This window comes from Trinickia terrae (assembly GCF_005144415.1).
GTDB lineage: Bacteria > Pseudomonadota > Gammaproteobacteria > Burkholderiales > Burkholderiaceae > Trinickia_A > Trinickia_A terrae.
Window position 1 is genome coordinate 163,232 of the sequence record NZ_SWJE01000007.1, and the last position, 15,038, is coordinate 178,269.

14 protein-coding genes are annotated in these 15,038 nt (G+C 65.5%); 9 read left to right on the forward strand and 5 right to left on the reverse strand.

The window, feature by feature from the left end; all coding sequences use genetic code 11:
- Positions 1–8: 8 nt before the first annotated feature.
- Complete coding sequence (ispH, locus tag FAZ69_RS14690) at positions 9–953, reverse strand: 4-hydroxy-3-methylbut-2-enyl diphosphate reductase (RefSeq protein ID WP_136895698.1); 945 nt, start codon at positions 951–953, stop codon at positions 9–11.
- 263 nt (positions 954–1,216) lie between these two features.
- Between ispH and hpnC the strand changes: the two genes are divergently transcribed.
- A complete protein-coding gene (gene hpnC, locus FAZ69_RS14695) occupies positions 1,217–2,083 on the forward strand; it encodes a squalene synthase HpnC (protein ID WP_136895700.1) in 867 nt (288 codons plus the stop codon).
- Positions 2,080–3,255 carry a glycosyltransferase gene (locus FAZ69_RS14700; protein WP_136895702.1) on the forward strand — a complete coding sequence of 392 codons (1,176 nt, stop codon included), beginning with the start codon at positions 2,080–2,082 and terminating at the stop codon, positions 3,253–3,255. Before hpnC ends, FAZ69_RS14700 begins: the two co-directional genes overlap by 4 nt.
- Positions 3,256–3,317: 62 nt before the next feature.
- Here FAZ69_RS14700 and FAZ69_RS14705 read toward each other — a convergent pair whose 3' ends face one another.
- From FAZ69_RS14705 to FAZ69_RS14715, 3 genes are all read right to left on the reverse strand, one after another.
- Positions 3,318–3,851 carry a hypothetical protein gene (locus tag FAZ69_RS14705; protein ID WP_136895704.1) on the reverse strand — a complete coding sequence of 178 codons (534 nt, stop codon included), beginning with the start codon at positions 3,849–3,851 and terminating at the stop codon, positions 3,318–3,320.
- Positions 3,852–3,978: 127 nt separating this feature from the next.
- On the reverse strand, positions 3,979–4,989 hold the full coding sequence (gene hpnA, locus FAZ69_RS14710) for a hopanoid-associated sugar epimerase (RefSeq protein WP_136895706.1): 1,011 nt from the start codon (positions 4,987–4,989) through the stop codon (positions 3,979–3,981).
- Positions 4,990–5,097: 108 nt separating this feature from the next.
- The gene (locus FAZ69_RS14715) at positions 5,098–8,250 is read right to left on the reverse strand and encodes a sensor domain-containing protein (RefSeq protein ID WP_136895708.1); all 3,153 of its coding nucleotides are present in this window, start codon (positions 8,248–8,250) and stop codon (positions 5,098–5,100) included.
- Between the two features lie 288 nt (positions 8,251–8,538).
- Between FAZ69_RS14715 and FAZ69_RS14720 the strand changes: the two genes are divergently transcribed.
- Together FAZ69_RS14720 and rarD are read left to right on the forward strand one after the other, a co-directional pair.
- Positions 8,539–8,835, forward strand: coding sequence for an acylphosphatase (locus FAZ69_RS14720; protein WP_136895710.1), 297 nt, complete (start codon positions 8,539–8,541; stop codon positions 8,833–8,835).
- Positions 8,836–8,938: 103 nt separating this feature from the next.
- Entirely contained in the window at positions 8,939–9,835 is an 897-nt protein-coding gene (gene rarD / locus FAZ69_RS14725; protein WP_136895712.1) for an EamA family transporter RarD, read from the forward strand.
- A gap of 11 nt (positions 9,836–9,846) precedes the next feature.
- Here rarD and FAZ69_RS14730 read toward each other — a convergent pair whose 3' ends face one another.
- Complete coding sequence (locus FAZ69_RS14730; protein WP_136895714.1) at positions 9,847–10,392, reverse strand: Mpo1 family 2-hydroxy fatty acid dioxygenase; 546 nt, start codon at positions 10,390–10,392, stop codon at positions 9,847–9,849.
- Between the two features lie 89 nt (positions 10,393–10,481).
- Here FAZ69_RS14730 and FAZ69_RS14735 point away from each other — a divergent pair, with 89 nt between their 5' ends.
- The 5 genes from FAZ69_RS14735 to FAZ69_RS14755 all read left to right on the forward strand — a co-directional run bounded on the left by FAZ69_RS14735 (position 10,482) and on the right by FAZ69_RS14755 (position 15,019).
- Positions 10,482–11,225 (forward strand): Crp/Fnr family transcriptional regulator, encoded by a 744-nt coding sequence (locus FAZ69_RS14735; protein ID WP_136895715.1) that lies wholly within the window; start codon positions 10,482–10,484, stop codon positions 11,223–11,225.
- Between the two features lie 60 nt (positions 11,226–11,285).
- Positions 11,286–11,708 carry a MarR family winged helix-turn-helix transcriptional regulator gene (locus tag FAZ69_RS14740; RefSeq protein ID WP_136895716.1) on the forward strand — a complete coding sequence of 141 codons (423 nt, stop codon included), beginning with the start codon at positions 11,286–11,288 and terminating at the stop codon, positions 11,706–11,708.
- Positions 11,709–11,806: 98 nt separating this feature from the next.
- Positions 11,807–12,223 (forward strand): MarR family winged helix-turn-helix transcriptional regulator, encoded by a 417-nt coding sequence (locus FAZ69_RS14745; protein WP_136895719.1) that lies wholly within the window; start codon positions 11,807–11,809, stop codon positions 12,221–12,223.
- A gap of 87 nt (positions 12,224–12,310) precedes the next feature.
- Complete coding sequence (locus tag FAZ69_RS14750) at positions 12,311–13,411, forward strand: HlyD family secretion protein (RefSeq protein ID WP_169708652.1); 1,101 nt, start codon at positions 12,311–12,313, stop codon at positions 13,409–13,411.
- A 24-nt stretch (positions 13,412–13,435) separates the two neighbouring features.
- Positions 13,436–15,019 carry a DHA2 family efflux MFS transporter permease subunit gene (locus tag FAZ69_RS14755; protein ID WP_206171204.1) on the forward strand — a complete coding sequence of 528 codons (1,584 nt, stop codon included), beginning with the start codon at positions 13,436–13,438 and terminating at the stop codon, positions 15,017–15,019.
- Positions 15,020–15,038: the final 19 nt, after the last annotated feature.

Here is a 15,038-nt window from a genome sequence, read left to right on the forward strand (position 1 = left end):
TGAGCTCCTTAGGCTTCGCGCGCGACGGCTGGCTCGGCCAGCTTAGACGGCAGCTTGAATTCGACTTTTTCTTCACGGCCCGCCATCGTCGTGACATCGACGGGGCCCAATGCGCGCAGCGCATCGATCACGTGTTCGACCATTTCTTCCGGCGCCGACGCGCCTGCCGTGAGGCCGACGGTCTGCGCATTCGCGAACCATTCGGACTTCACTTCCGAGCCGTCCGCGACGAGGTAGCTCGGCACGCCGCTTTCGGTGCCGATCTCGCGCAAGCGGTTCGAGTTCGAGCTGTTGGTCGCGCCGACCACGAGCAGCACGTCGACCTGCTTCGAGAGCTCGCGCACCGCTGCCTGGCGGTTTTGCGTCGCGTAGCAGATGTCGCGCGTATCCGGGCCGACGATGTCGGTGAAGCGGCGCATCAGCGCTTCGATGATGCCGCGCGTGTCGTCGACGGAGAGCGTCGTCTGCGTGACGTAGGCGAGCGGCGTGTCGTTCGCCAGCGGCAGGGTCGCGACTTCCGCCTCGCTCTGCACGAGCAGGACCTTGCCCGGAATCTGGCCGATCGTGCCTTCGACTTCCGGGTGGCCCGCGTGGCCGATCAGGATCAGCGTGCGGCCGGCGGCCACATACTGGCGCCCTTGCACGTGCACTTTCGTCACGAGCGGGCAGGTGGCGTCGAGCACGTCGAGGCCGCGTTGCTCGGCATCGCGCTCGACGCTCTGCGCCACGCCGTGCGCGCTGAAAATCGCCACGGCGCCATGCGGCACTTCGTCGAGCTCCTCGACAAAGCGCGCGCCTTTGCTGCGCAGGTTTTCGACGACATGCCGATTGTGAACAATTTCATGGCGCACATAGACGGGTGCGCCGTGTCGTTGCAGCGCGCGATCCACGATCTCAATCGCGCGGACGACCCCCGCACAAAAGCCGCGGGGCTGAGCAAGGATGACTCGCATATGTTTGGGAACTCCGACTGACGCGGGGTCTCGAACAAGCCGGTCATGACTTCGTCGCCCCGAATCCAGGTATTAGAAAGCGGGCGCAATCCCGGCAAAACCGAATTCAAAACGCGCATTCTACCGCTATCGAGTCCGGCGCGCTTTAATGGGGCCGTCGCACATTTTGAAAGCAGTCGTTCCCAGGGGGCCGAGGCATGCCGGAACCCAGTAAACTACTGGGCCGCAGGCGAATCTTTCGCTTGCATTACGTAATTTGCAGCATGGAAGTCGAACACTACGAAACCTTACCGGTCGAGAGGATTTTGTTGCCCAAGGCGCTGCGCGCGCCGGTCGGACTGATCCATCACTTTGTGCGCACCGCCGCCGAGATTGCCGAGAACGACGATTTCAGCCACGCCTGCCGACGTGCCCGGCTTGCCGACTTCCGGGCCGGGCTCGACGCCGCCCTGAACGGCCGCACGGCCCCCGTCCACCCGCTCCTGTTCGACAAACTGGCTGCCGCGGCCTCGCAGCACGGCTTGCCGTTCGAGCCGTTCTACGACCTCGTGTCGGCCTTCGACCAGGACATCGACACCACCCGTTACGACAACCACGCCGCGCTCGTCGACTACTGCCGCCTTGCGGTGCATCCGATCGGGCGCCTGCTGCTGCATCTGATTGGCGCCGCCAATCCGGAAAATATTGCCGATTCCGACGCGATCTGCACGTCGCTGCAATTGATCAACTTCTGCCAGGATGTCGCGCTCGACTGGCGCAAAGGGCATGTCTACCTGCCGCTTGCCGATATCGCGCGATTTTCCGTGACCGAGGCGCAAATCGCCAATGGCGTTTGCGACGACGCCTGGCGGGCGCTGATGGCGCATCAGCTTGCCTGCGCCCGTGCGTTGATGGTGCGCGGCGCGCCGCTCGCGCGGCGTCTGCCGGGGCGTTTCGGCCTCGAGCTGTGCAGCGTCGTGCAAGGCGGCCTGCGCGTTATCGAGCGCATCGAGCAGGCCGATTACGACGTGTTTCACCATCGACCCGTGCTGGATACGCTCGATTGGTGCATCATCGCGGCGCGCACGGCGAAAATGCGTCTCTTCGGGAGCGTCGGCGTGAGCGCACTATCGTTTGAGGGTCACGCATGATCGCAATTCTGTTGTTTCTGCTGTCCGCCCTATCGCTTCTGATCTGGTGTGTGCTGCTGTTTGCCCGCGGCGGCTTCTGGCGTGCGCGTCCGGCGCCGCCGCTCGCCATCGGCGCGCGCGAGTCGTGGCCTGCCGTGGCTGCCGTCGTGCCGGCCCGCAACGAGGCCGACGTGATCGGCAAGGCCGTCGCGACATTGATCGCGCAGGATTATCCGGGCGCGTTCCATGTGATCGTCGTCGACGACCATAGCACCGACGGCACCGCTGAAGCCGCGCGCGCCGCGGCACTGTCGCTGCAAAGGCCGGAGCGCCTGACGGTGCTCACCGCGAAGCCATTGCCCGCGGGCTGGTCCGGCAAGGTTTGGGCGCAGTCGCAGGGTATCGAGGCGGTGAAGTCGCTCGGGCTGCCCGCCGACTACCTGCTGCTCACCGACGCCGACATCGGCCATCCCCCCGACGCCGTCGCGCAACTCGTTGCGCGCGCAACGGAAGAGAAGCGCGACCTGGTCTCGCTGATGGTGCGGCTGCGCTGCGATTCGTTATGGGAAAAGGCGCTGATTCCCGCGTTCGTGTTTTTCTTCGCGAAGCTCTACCCATTCTCGTGGGTCAACAATCCGCGCAACAAGACCGCCGCTGCCGCGGGCGGCTGCATGCTCGTGAGGCGCGCGGCGCTCGAGGAAGCCGGCGGGATCGAATCGATCCGCGGCGAATTGATCGACGATTGCAGCCTCGCGAATCGCATCAAGCATCGCGGCGAGGGGCGTCACCCGATCCGGCTCGATGTCGCTGCGCAGAGCGTGTCGCTGCGTCCGTATGACAACTGGCGCGAGATCTGGAACATGATTGCGCGCACTGCGTTCACGCAGCTGCGCTACTCGCCGTGGCTGCTTGCCGGGACGCTGATCGGCATGACGCTGATCTATCTGGTGCCGCCCGTCGTCGCGCTTGCGCTTGGTCCGTATGGCTGGCCGGCGTGGCTCGCGTGGGCCGCGATGTGCTGCGCGTATGCGCCGATGCTGCGCTACTACAAACGCTCGCCGCTATGGGCGCCGGCGTTGCCGCTCGTGGCGCTGTTCTATGTCGGGGCGACGGTGGCGTCCGCCGTGCGCTATTGGCGCGGCAAGGGCGGGCAGTGGAAGGCGCGCGTGCAGGCGCCGGTGCAGGAGCGGTAGGTTCGATTCGCTGCTCGTTGCTCGCGAACGGCCGCGCCTGGAGCGCGGCTTTTTTTACATCGTCAACGCTGCGTCAGCATCATGTAGAGCTGGATCGCCATGTCCGGCGAGAACGTGAACGGCACCCAGCCGTGGCCCGTATGGCGCAGGACCAGCAGGCGATCGCCGTTCGATTGCTTTTGCACAGCCATCACCGGGTTCTTCGTCGATACGAAACGCCAGCCGGGGGGCAGGGCCATCGGCGGTTCCGGGAGCATCGACGCACGCGCGTTCGCCAGCTCTTCGATCAGCTGCGTCACCTGGTCGGGATGCAGCGACACCGACTTCCCGCCGACCGTCAGCACGATTTCGTTTTGCGTCGGGCGCGCGACGTGCAGAGTGGGCTTTTCGTCGACGCTCTCCGCTGCGGGCTCGACGGCGTTCGCCGCATGCGCATCGGCTGCGTCCGGCGCGGCTGAATCGGCGGGCGTTTCAGCGGAAGCGGCCGAGGCTTGCGGCGCTTCCTGCGCCGCTTGTTGAGCGAGGGCGGATTGAATGAGCTGGGTGAGCTGATCGACACCCGTTTCGAGCGCGCCGATCTGTTCTTGGAGGTTCATGCGAGTCTTCTCTACGTAAGACTCGCGATTTTACTCGCTGCGCGCCGGCCTTGACCGTACCGGCGCGTTCACAGGTTGTAACAAATTGCTCGGCGCGCCGCGCGGTCGAGCTGATAGCCACGCCGCATCACGCCTTCAGATACCCCGCCTGCCGGAACCAGTCGAGCGCATCGCTCAATCCCTCGCGATACGGCCGCGCGCGATAGCCGAGCTCGCGCTCCGCCTTCGCCGATGTGAAGTACATCTTGTTCTTCGCCATCTTGAGGCCGTCGACGGTCACGAACGGCTCGCGCTTGGTGATCTTCGCGACCGCCTCCGCGCCGAGCGCGAGCGGATAGAGCGGCCAGCGCGGCAGGCTGATCGTCGGCGCCTTGCGGCCCGTGAGCGCGGCGATGTCGGCGAGCATCTGCTGCAGCGGCAGATTTTCGCCGCCGAGGATGTAGCGCTCGCCGATGCGTCCATGATCGAGGGCGAGAAAGTGGCCCGCGGCGACATCGTCGACATGGACGAGGTTCAGCCCCGTATCGACGAACGCCGGGATCTTGCCGAGGGCGGCTTCGACGATGATGCGGCCGGTGGGCGTCGGACGCACGTCGCGCGGGCCGATCGGCGTCGACGGATTGACGATCACGGCGGGCAGGCGGTCGTTCGCGATCATGCGCTCGACCGCGCGCTCGGCGAGCACCTTGCTGCGCTTGTAGACGCCGATCGCCTGCTCGGCCGTGAGCGGCGCGGTTTCGTCGACCGAATGGCCGGCGCTGGTGACCTTGAGCGTCGCGACGCTGCTCGTATAGACGATGCGCTCGACGCCTTCCGCGAGCGCCGCGCGCATCGTCGCTTCGGTGCCTTCGAGGTTGGCGCGTTCGATCTCGGCGGGATCGGGCGCCCACAGGCGGTAGTCGGCGGCGACGTGAAAGAGATAGCGCACGCCGCGCAAGGCGGTGCGCATCGACGCTTCGTCGCGCATGTCGCCGACGGCGACTTCGGCATCGAGATCTTCGAGGTTCTTGCGCGGGCTCGTGGCGCGCACCAGCACGCGCACGGCGTAGCCTTTCTGTTGCGCGATGCGCGCGACGGCCGAGCCGACGAAGCCGGACGCGCCGGTAACGAGAACGAGGTCTCGTGTTTGATCTGCCATGGGTTCCTCAGTGGTGCGGCGGCGGGCGTGGTGCGCGACACACATGCGCTCGCCGGTCTGGACGTTGCGCGATTTTACTTGCCCCGAGGAACACAAGGGCGCGGCCGATCAGCTGTACTCCACCGCCCCTTCATTGAAGTTGAGGATGAACGCATGCGCATCGGCGGCGACCATCGGCCGCGCGAAGCGGTATCCCTGCACGAAGTTGCAGCCGTGGCGGCGCAGGAACGCGAGCTGGTTGTCGGTCTCGACGCCTTCGGCCACGACCTTGAACCCGAGCGCCCGTCCGAGCGAGAGGATCGCGCGCGTGATCACCTCGTCCTCGCGATGCTCCCCGATGCCGCGCACGAACGACATGTCGAGCTTCAAGCGGTCGGCGTGGAAGGTGCGGATGTAGGAAAGGCTCGAATAGCCCGTGCCGAAATCGTCGATGGCGATATCCACGCCCGTCGCCCGGATCGCGCGCAGCATTTCGATCGACCCGTACGCCATCAGCGCGCCCTCGGTGATCTCGACTTCGAGCAGCGACGGCGGCAAGCCGGCCCGCGTGAGCGCGCACTCCATCACGCGCAGGATGTCGGCGCGCGCGAACTGCCGCGGTGAGATGTTCACCGACATCCGCAGGCCCGGCAGCGTCGACTGCCACGCCTGCGCCTGGAAGCACGCCTGCTGCATCACCCACTCGCCGATCGGCACGATCAGGCCGTTTTCCTCGGCGATCGGAATGAAGGTGGCGGGACTCACGGGGCCCAGTTCCGCATCGCGCCAGCGCAGCAGCGCCTCGACGCCCGTCACGCGATTCGTCAGAAGATCGACTTGCGGCTGGTAGTCGAGCCGGAACTCGCCGTTGGCGAGCGCCACGCGCATGCGGCGCGACAGCGCGAGGCGTTCGTCCGCGGCGCGGCCGAGCTCGGGCTCGTAGCGATGTACCGAATTGCGGCCGTTCGATTTGGAGCGGTACATCGCGAGGTCGGCGCGGCGCAGCAGCGTTTCGCCATCGCAGCCGTCGGACGGAAAGCTCGCGATGCCGATGCTCGCCTCGACGTAGAACTGGGTGCCGTCGATCCATATGGGGCGCGCGAACGCCTGCGAGACGCGCGCGAGGACTTCGGTCAGGCGGTCGGTGTGCGCCTCTTCGGCGATCACCAGCACGAACTCGTCGCCGCCGTAGCGCGCCACCGTGTCCGCGTCGCCGGCGCAGGCCCCGAGGCGTTGCGCGATGTTGCGCAGCAGGCGGTCGCCGATGCCGTGTCCGAGACTGTCGTTGACGTCCTTGAAATGGTCGACGTCCATGAAGATCAGCGATACGCGAGTGCCGAGCTCGGCGCCGAGCCGGATCGCCTGGTCGAGCCGTTCGTTGAGCAGCGCGCGGTTCGGCAGCCCGGTGAGCGAATCGAAGTTCGCCTGGTGGTGCAGCATCTCGTGCGACTGCATGAGCTCGGTCACGTCGTTGACGACGCTGATGTGATGCGTGACCTGGCCATGCTCGTCGCGCACGGGGGCGATGTAGAGCTGGTTCCAGAACAGCGTGCCGTCGCGGCGGTAGTTGCGCACGAGCGTCGTCACGTCGCGCTCTTGCGCAAGAGCGCGACGGATCGCGTCGATGCCGGGCTGGTCGCGGTCGTCGCCTTGCAGGAAGCGGCAATCGGAGCCGATCACGTCGTCGATGCGGTAGCCGGTGATGCGCTCGAACGCGGGGTTCGCATATTCGATCAGATTGCCGTTCTTTGTGGCGCGCGTGATCAGCACCGCGTTGACGATTGCGTCGAGCGCGCGGCTGCGCAGGCGCAGCGCGAGTTCGGCGTCCTTGCGCTCGGTGATGTCTTCGTAGGTCGCGAGCAAGCCGATGACGTCGTCGCGCGCGTTCTTGAGCGGCACCTTGGTCTTGCGGAACCAGCGCCATGCGCCGCCTTGCGCGGGGGCGTACTCCTCGTAGCCGAGCAACGGCTTGCCGCTCGCGATCACTTCGCTGTCGCGCATGCGTGCCGTCGACGCGAAGCTGTGCCACGGCAGGTCGTAGTCGGTGAGGCCGGCGATCTTCGAGGCGTCGGTGAGGCCGACGTCGTCCGCGAACGCGCGGTTGCAGCCGAGATATTGCGAGCGGGTGTCTTTCCAGAAGATGCGTTGCGGCACGCTGTCGATCACCGCTTCGAGCATTTGCTTCGATTGCTGGAGCGCTTCCTTGGCGAGCTCTTTTTCGGTGACGTCGACGGCGACGACAAAGCACGCGCGGCGATTGGCGTGATTGAGAAAGTGATAGGTCGGCTCGACGAAAAAGTGCGTACCGTCCTTTCTCATGTGACGGCGCACGCCGGACGAGCCCTTGACCATGCCGGTCTTCGCCGCGAGTTCCGTGAAGCGCGCGAGGAACTCGGCCGCTTCGTCGGCGGGCCGCAGCCTGGCGATGGCGAGGCCTTCGAATTCGTCGCGCGAATAGCCGTAAAGGCGCACCGCGGCTTCGTTGACCGCCGTCACCTTCCGCGTGCCGACGTCGTAGATCAGCATCGGCAGCGGGTGCTCTTCGAAGTACTCGCGAAAGCGCGCCTCGCCTTCTTCCGCGGCGATGCGCACGCGCGCGCGCTCGAGCGCAAGGCGATGGTTCGTGAGAAAGCCGTAGACGAGCAGCGCGAACGCCGCGGCAGCGGCGGCGGCGAACGCGACGCGCTCGGAGGCGAGGCGCCGCGCCGAAATGCTCGCACGGGCGCTGGTCGAGAGTTCGCGAGCGGGATCGAGCGATTCGACGCCGACTGCGAGGCGGTGCCGCGTTTCGTTGATCGTGCCGAGCGCCTGCCGCTGGATCGAGACAGTTTCGTTGTCGGTGCGCGCGGTGAGCTCCGTCTGGGCAAGCTCGCGCTGCCATTCGCTCGTGGTCCGGCGCAGCGCTTCGACGTCGCGCGAGCGTTGCGGGTCGTTGACGAAGGCGTCTTCGAGCTCGCCGAAGTAGTGCCGCGCGCGCTCGATGCGCGTCACGTTCCACGGAACCGCGTGCGACGACGGGTTGTCGAGCAGCCGCAGAAAATCGGCATCCGCTTCCGTGTAGAGTGAATCGAGTCCTTCGACGTCGTCACGAACGTGCAGCACCTGCGCGAGCTGCGCGTCGTCGACCTCGCGCGCGGCGAAAATCTGACTGGCGGAAAACGCGACCATGCCGACGGCAAGGGCGCACAAGCCGACGGTCAGAATGGTCGTGTTGTGTTCGTCGAACCAGCTTTTGATCTTGCGGATGCGATTGACACCTACCGCGTGGTCTTGTCCAGCCACCGTGCAGTCCCCTTCGCGCGATCGATAAAAACATGCGTTAACGGATAGCGACCGCCGCGCTGATTTCCTTAAGTGCTCGTCGAAATGACTTTTGATTATTCAGCTGCTTCTTGACTCGACTGCTGGACAGACTGCTTTATTCGTGTTCGCCGTCTAGATGGCGCTTCCCCGTGATCGATGGCGCCATGTGTTCCCGCTGGCCCGCCTGTGCGTCCGGGGTTGCGGCCGGCACGGCTAGCGCCGTGCGACTAAAATGCGTGGCGGAATGAAGACGCAGGAGATGCAGGTATGACTAGCCCCGATTTAAACACAAGAATTGAAACTTATTATGTCCGCGTGCGTGGCGTCGTCCAGGGTGTGGGGTTTCGACACGCCACGGTGCGCAAGGCGCACTCGCTTGGTATCAAGGGCTGGGTCGCGAATCTCGACGACGGCTCGGTCGAGGCGATTCTCCAGGGCCCGGCCAACCAGGTCGACCTGATGCTCGAATGGATGCGGCGCGGCCCGCCCGCGGCGCGCGTGACCGATCTTGCCGGCGAGGAGCGCTATACGGACAAGCGCTACGAGCGCTTCGAGCAGCACTGATGGGATTGTCTGTTTTCAAGGGTGCGCGCCGAGTCGCATCGCTTTACCGCAATTCGATGGCAAAGATATTTAAAGCGCATTTCTCCACCGCGCAGCGCGCGCGATGAAGTATCCCGATGCAGGACGAGGCATCGCCCTTTCAGTGGGTGCGTCGGCCCTTTTTGCGCTGATGTCGGCCTACACCAAGCTGCTCGCGCCGCTGACCGGCCTCGACATCTTTGCATGGCGGATCGTCTGGACCGTGCCCGGCGCGTTGCTGCTGGTGGCGTTGCGCGGCCGCGTTCCCGAGCTCAGGCAACTGGTCGTGCGAGCCTTCGCCGAGCCGGGCATCGCGCTCGCGGCGCTCGCCGCCGCCGGCTTGCTCGGCCTGCAGCTGTGGGTGTTCCTGTGGGCGCCGCTGCACGGGCGGATGCTCGAAGTGTCGCTCGGCTATTTCCTGCTGCCGCTCACGATGGTGCTGGTTGCGCGCTTCCACTATCGCGAGCGGCTCGATCCGGCGCAGTGGCTCGCGGTCGCCTGCGCGGCGCTCGGCGTCGCGCACGAGCTGTTGGTGACGCACGCGTTTTCCTGGCCGACGCTGCTCGTCGCGCTCGGCTATCCGCCGTATTTCGTCCTGCGACGCAAGATCCACGCCGATTCGCTCGCGCTGTTCGCGGTCGAAATGCTGCTGCTCTTTCCCGTGGCCGCGCTCTGGGTGGCGACGAGCGGCAGCGCAGGCGCGGCGTTCGGCCGTGTCGCGCTGTGGGGCGCGCTGCTGCCGGGACTCGGCATCTTGAGCACGGTTGCGCTCAGTTGCTACCTGGGCGCAAGCCGCCTGCTGCCGATGGCGCTGTTCGGGATTCTCGGCTACGTCGAGCCGGTGCTGATCGTCGTGATCGCGGTCACCGTGCTCGGCGAGACGTTGTCGTTGCAGCAACTCGCGACATATGTGCCGATCTGGATCGCCGTGGCGTTGACGGGGCTGCACAGCGTGTCGCTGCTGCGTGCGGCGGGGCGCTGAAGCACGCCTTTTCAGCCCTGGTGATGCGGCTTCGGATGCGCGGGGTTGATGCGCGTCGGCCCGGCCTGGCGCTCGATCGCCTCGCGCAGCGCCGGCCGCCAGCCGAAGCCGAACAGTGCTTCGGCGAGCACGAAGAGCGGCCCGATCAGCAGGCCGATCACGTCGTCTACGAAGGCCGGCTTGCGGTGCTCGTACGCCGCATGTCCGACGAACTGGAAGATCCACCCGACGACGAAGAGCCCGACGCCCGCGCCGAGCCACGCGCCGAGCGGCGCTTGCGCCAGCCGATGTCCGAACCACAGGCATAGCGCGGAGACGGCCGCCATCATCAGGCCGAGCGGCACGTCGAGCACGAGGTAGTAGACGGTCGTGGCAACGAACAGAAGCCAGGCCGGCGACACCGCGAACGGCAGCACGCCGAAGTCCGAAGCCGGCCGGCTGAGCAGCACGGCGAGCGCGGCGACGATCATCGGAATGCCGGCGAAATGCGTGGCGATGTTGCGCCGGTCGCGATGGTAGGCCGCATATTGGGTGAGCTGGTCTGTCAGTGTTCTCATGGATGTCTCCCTCTCCTCGAAAGCCCTCATAATCGCGCTCAATCGCTTACCGACACATTCGGGTAGCCGACAATCCTCCTCCCTATCGTATGACATCGCCGTCCGCCAACCTGCCTGCCGACCGTGATCGTGCGGCGCTTGCCGCCGCGCTGGCGGCGAGCGCGTGGTTTCGCGCGAGCCCCGAGGACTTGCGCACGGCGCTCGTCGAGCATGGGCGCGTCGAGCGGCTGCCTGCCGGCGCGCGGCTGTTCAGCCGCGGCGATGCCGACGACGGCCTCTATTGCGTGTTGGAAGGGGCGATCCGGATCGGCGCGGCGAGCTTCGCGGGCAAGGAGGCGCTGCTCGCGCTCATCGAGCCCGTGAACTGGTTCGGCGAGATCGCGCTGTTCGACGGACGGCCGCGCACGCACGATGCGTATGCAGAGCGCGATTCCGTGCTGTTCCGAGTGCCGCGCGCCGCGCTCGCCGCGTTGCTCGAGCGCAAGCCTGCGTATTGGCATGCGTTCGGTTTGCTGCTCACCCAGAAATTGCGTCTCACGTTCGACTTGATCGAGGAAACGGCGCTGCTGCCCGCGCCGCAACGCGTGGCGCGGCGGCTCCTGCTGATGGCGGGCGGATATGGCGATGCCGGCGCGGTGCGATGCGTGCTCAAGGTGCCGCAGGAAGATCTCGCGATGATGCTCGCGCTGTCGCGCCAGACGATCAATCAGATCCTCAAGCAATTCGAAATCCAGGGTGCGCTGAGGCTGCGCTACGCGGAGATCGAGATCGTCGATGTGGCGATGCTCGGGGCGCTCGCGGCACCGGATTGCGCCGGGCGTCCGCGCCGTTGAAGGTCGCTGGCGGCTATCTCGTCCTTGACTATGTGTGTACGCACATATAGACTGCCTTTCATGAACAGACCACTCTCCTACGACGAATGCAATTGCTTCGCGCTGCGTCAGGCGGCGCGTTTCGTCACGCAAATCTACGAACGGCATCTGGGGCAAGTCGGCATGACGGCGGCTCAGTTCACGATCATGGCCAAGCTCGCCCGCAAGCCGGAGTCCACCATGCTGGAGTTGGCCGACGGCATGGTGATGGATCGCACTACGCTCGTTCGCGCACTGAAGCCGATGCAGCGCGACGGCTACGTCGTGGCGCAGCCCTCGGAGCAGGATAGCCGTACGTTCTTGCTCAGCTTGTCGCCTGAAGGCGAAAAGGTCTTCGACGAGGCGGTCGTTGCGTGGCGCGCGGCACAAGACGAGTTCGAGAAGAAATTCGGCCGCTCGCGCGCGAAGTCGTTGCGCGCGGAGCTCTTCAGCATGACGGCGTAGTAAGTTTGTACAGACCAATGCGGTCCTCGATGCTTGTTCAGGGCCGCATATTTTTTCTTGATTATGTGTATATGCACCACTGATCTTCGCAGCAGAAAATGCAGATCCCCATCGAAGACGATTGTTTCGCGATTCGCCAAGCTGCGAGATACGTTTCCCATATCTACGACAGGCATTTGGCTCAGGTCGGTTTGACGATCACGCAATTCTCGATCCTGCTGCGGCTTCGGCGCACGTCGCCGCAAACGGCGTCGCAACTGGCCGACTCGATGGTGATGGATCGCACGACGCTGGTGAGGGCGATTCAGCCTCTGCAACGCGACGGCCTGCTGTCGAGCGCGCCTTCCGAGCGGGACCGCCGAGCGCTATCGATCCGGCTCACCGAGCTCGGCGTGCAAAAGCTCGCCAGCGCAAAAATTCCCTGGCACGCGGCGCAGGAAGAGTTCGAGGAGCGCTTCGGCGCGCAACGCGCGGCATTGCTGCGGCAGGAGCTGTTCGCGTTGACGAGCGAGTAGCCGGATCGTTTCAAAGCATCGCAGTTTGGATAAGCGCGCCGAGTCGCGCTTTATTTCAATCACATGGAGTGCGTACGCACATAAATCATGTCCACAACCCCGTCCACCGTTGCGCCGGCAGGCGCCGCCCAACCCCGCCAGGAGGCGCGCCGCATCCCCTGGATGCTGCTCGCCGTGTTTTCCGTGCTCGCCGTGCTGGCGGCAGCGGCGTCGTATTGGTTCTTCGTCGGCCGCTTCGTCGAATCGACCGATGACGCGTACGTAGGTGGCGACGTGACTGTCATGGCGCCGAGAGTGAGCGGGTTCGTAGCGGACGTTCTCGTGAAGGACAACCAGCATGTCAGCGCCAATCAAGTGCTGATCCGGCTCGATGCGCGCGACTACGATGCGCGCCTTGCGCAGGCGCAAGCGGATGTGGCCGGCGCGAAGGCGTCGGTCGTCGAATTGCAGGCGAAACGGGCGCTGCAGCTAGCGACGATCGACGTGCAATCGGCCGACGTGCGCTCGTCGAAGGCGGAGCTCACACGCAGCGCGTCCGACGAGCAGCGCTATCGCGAGCTCGTGAAGGACCAAGCCGTGTCGAATCAGGTCGTCGAGCGCGCGGATGCGGATCTCTCGAAGGCCCGGGCCGCCGTCGACGGCAGCAGTGCCGCATTGGCCGCCGCCCAGCGCCAGCTCGCGGTGCTCGACGCGCAGATCAACGATGCCCAGGCGCGCGTCGCCACGGCTCGAGCGGCCGAGCGCGTCGCCGAGCTGAACGTCGAATACACGACGATCCGCTCGCCGGTCGACGGCTATGTCGGCAATCGCACCGCGCGCGTCGGGCTGCTGGCGAATACCGGCGCTGCGCTGCTGACAATCGTGCCGTCGAACGGGCTCTGGATCGATGCGAACTTCAAGGAGGACCAGTTGAAGAAGATGCGCGTGGGCGACTCGGCGGAGGTCGAGCTCGACGCGTCGAGCGGCGCGATTCACGGCGTGGTCGAAAGCCTCGCGCCCGCGACGGGCGCGACGTTCAGCGTCCTGCCTGCGGAAAACGCCACCGGCAACTTCACGAAGATCGTGCAGCGCGTGCCGGTGCGCATCCGGCTCGACGTGCCGAAGAACATGCAAGGCGTGCTGCGCCCGGGCCTGTCGGCGACGGTCAAGGTGCACGTCGATTCCGGCAGCGCGCAAGGCAACGCGTAAATGGCCTCGTCCGCGACTTCGATCATGAGCACGGCAAAACCCGCCGTCATGAACCCCGCCGATCTGCCGACGCGCACCAAAGTCTTCGCGTTCTCGTTGATGTGCCTCGGGTTCTTCATGGCGACGCTCGACATCCAGATCGTGGCGTCGTCCCTTCGCGACATCGGCGGTGGCTTGTCCGCGAGCCAGGACGAGCTGTCGTGGGTGCAGACGTCCTACCTGATCGCCGAGATCCTCGTGATCCCGATGACCGGATGGCTCACGCGCGTGTTTTCGACGCGCTGGGTTTTCGCGGCCTCCGCATTGGGCTTCACGATCACGAGCATGCTCTGCGGCCTCGCATGGGACATCAATTCGATGATCCTGTTCCGCGGCCTGCAAGGCGCGCTCGGCGCCGCGATGATCCCGACGGTATTCACCACCGCGTTCGTGCTGTTCCCGCCGAAGCAGCGCCTGATCGCCTCGACGACGATCAGCGCGCTCGCGACGCTCGCGCCGACGCTCGGCCCCGTGATCGGCGGCTGGATCACGTCGCAATGGTCATGGCACTGGCTGTTCTATCTGAACCTCGTGCCGGGCATCGCGGTGACGGTTCTGGTGCCGCGCTATGTCGATTTCGACAGAGCCGATCATTCGCTGCTGAAGAAGGGCGACTATCTCGGCATCGCGCTGAGCTGCGGCTTTCTCGGCTGCCTCGAGTACGTGCTCGAAGAGGGCCCGCGCAAGAACTGGTTCAGCGACGACGTGATCGTCGCCTGCGCCTGGATCTCCGCGATTTGCGGATTCCTGTTCATCGTCCATGCGCTGACCGCCAAGGAGCCGATCGTCGACCTGAGGGCGCTCATGATTCGCAACTTCGGCGTCGGCAGCCTGCTGTCGTTCATCACCGGCATCGGCATCTTCTGCGCGGTGTTCCTCACGCCGCTGTTCCTCGCGCGCGTGCGCGGCTTCGATTCGTTGCAGATCGGCCTGGCCCTGCTGTCGGTCGGCTGTTTCCAGTTGCTCGGGCTCGTCTTCTACTCGCTGCTCACGCGCGTGCTCAACATGCGCTGGCTGCTCGTGATCGGCCTCGTGATGTTCGGCCTCGGCTGCTATCTCTACGTGCCGCTCACGAATCAATGGGGCTGGCAGCAATTGCTGATTCCGCAGGCGCTGCGCGGCTTCGGCCAGCAGTTCTGCATTCCGCCCATCGTCACGATGGCGCTGGGTTCGCTGCCGCCGTCGCGGCTGAAGTCGGCGAGCGGCTTGTTCAACCTCATGCGCAATCTCGGCGGCGCGATCGGCATCGCGGTGGCAAGCACGATGCTCAACGATCGGCTGAACTTGCATTACGAGCGGCTCGACGAGCACCTGAATGCGGGACGGCCCGTCGTCGAATCGATTCTCCAAGCGCAGACGGCGCATCTCGCCGCAGTGGGCGGCGACGTGCTCAACGCCGCCGGCGCGGGGCTCGGCACGCTGCATGCACTGCTGTTGCGCGAAGCGCTCGTGCTGACGTTTTCCGACACCTTCTTTGCCTTGGCGCTGTGTTTCGTGGTGGCGCTCGGGAGCGTGCTGCTGTCGCGACCGTTCGGCATCAACACGGCTCCACCGCCTGACGCGCACTGATGTCCATCGAGGTCCATGA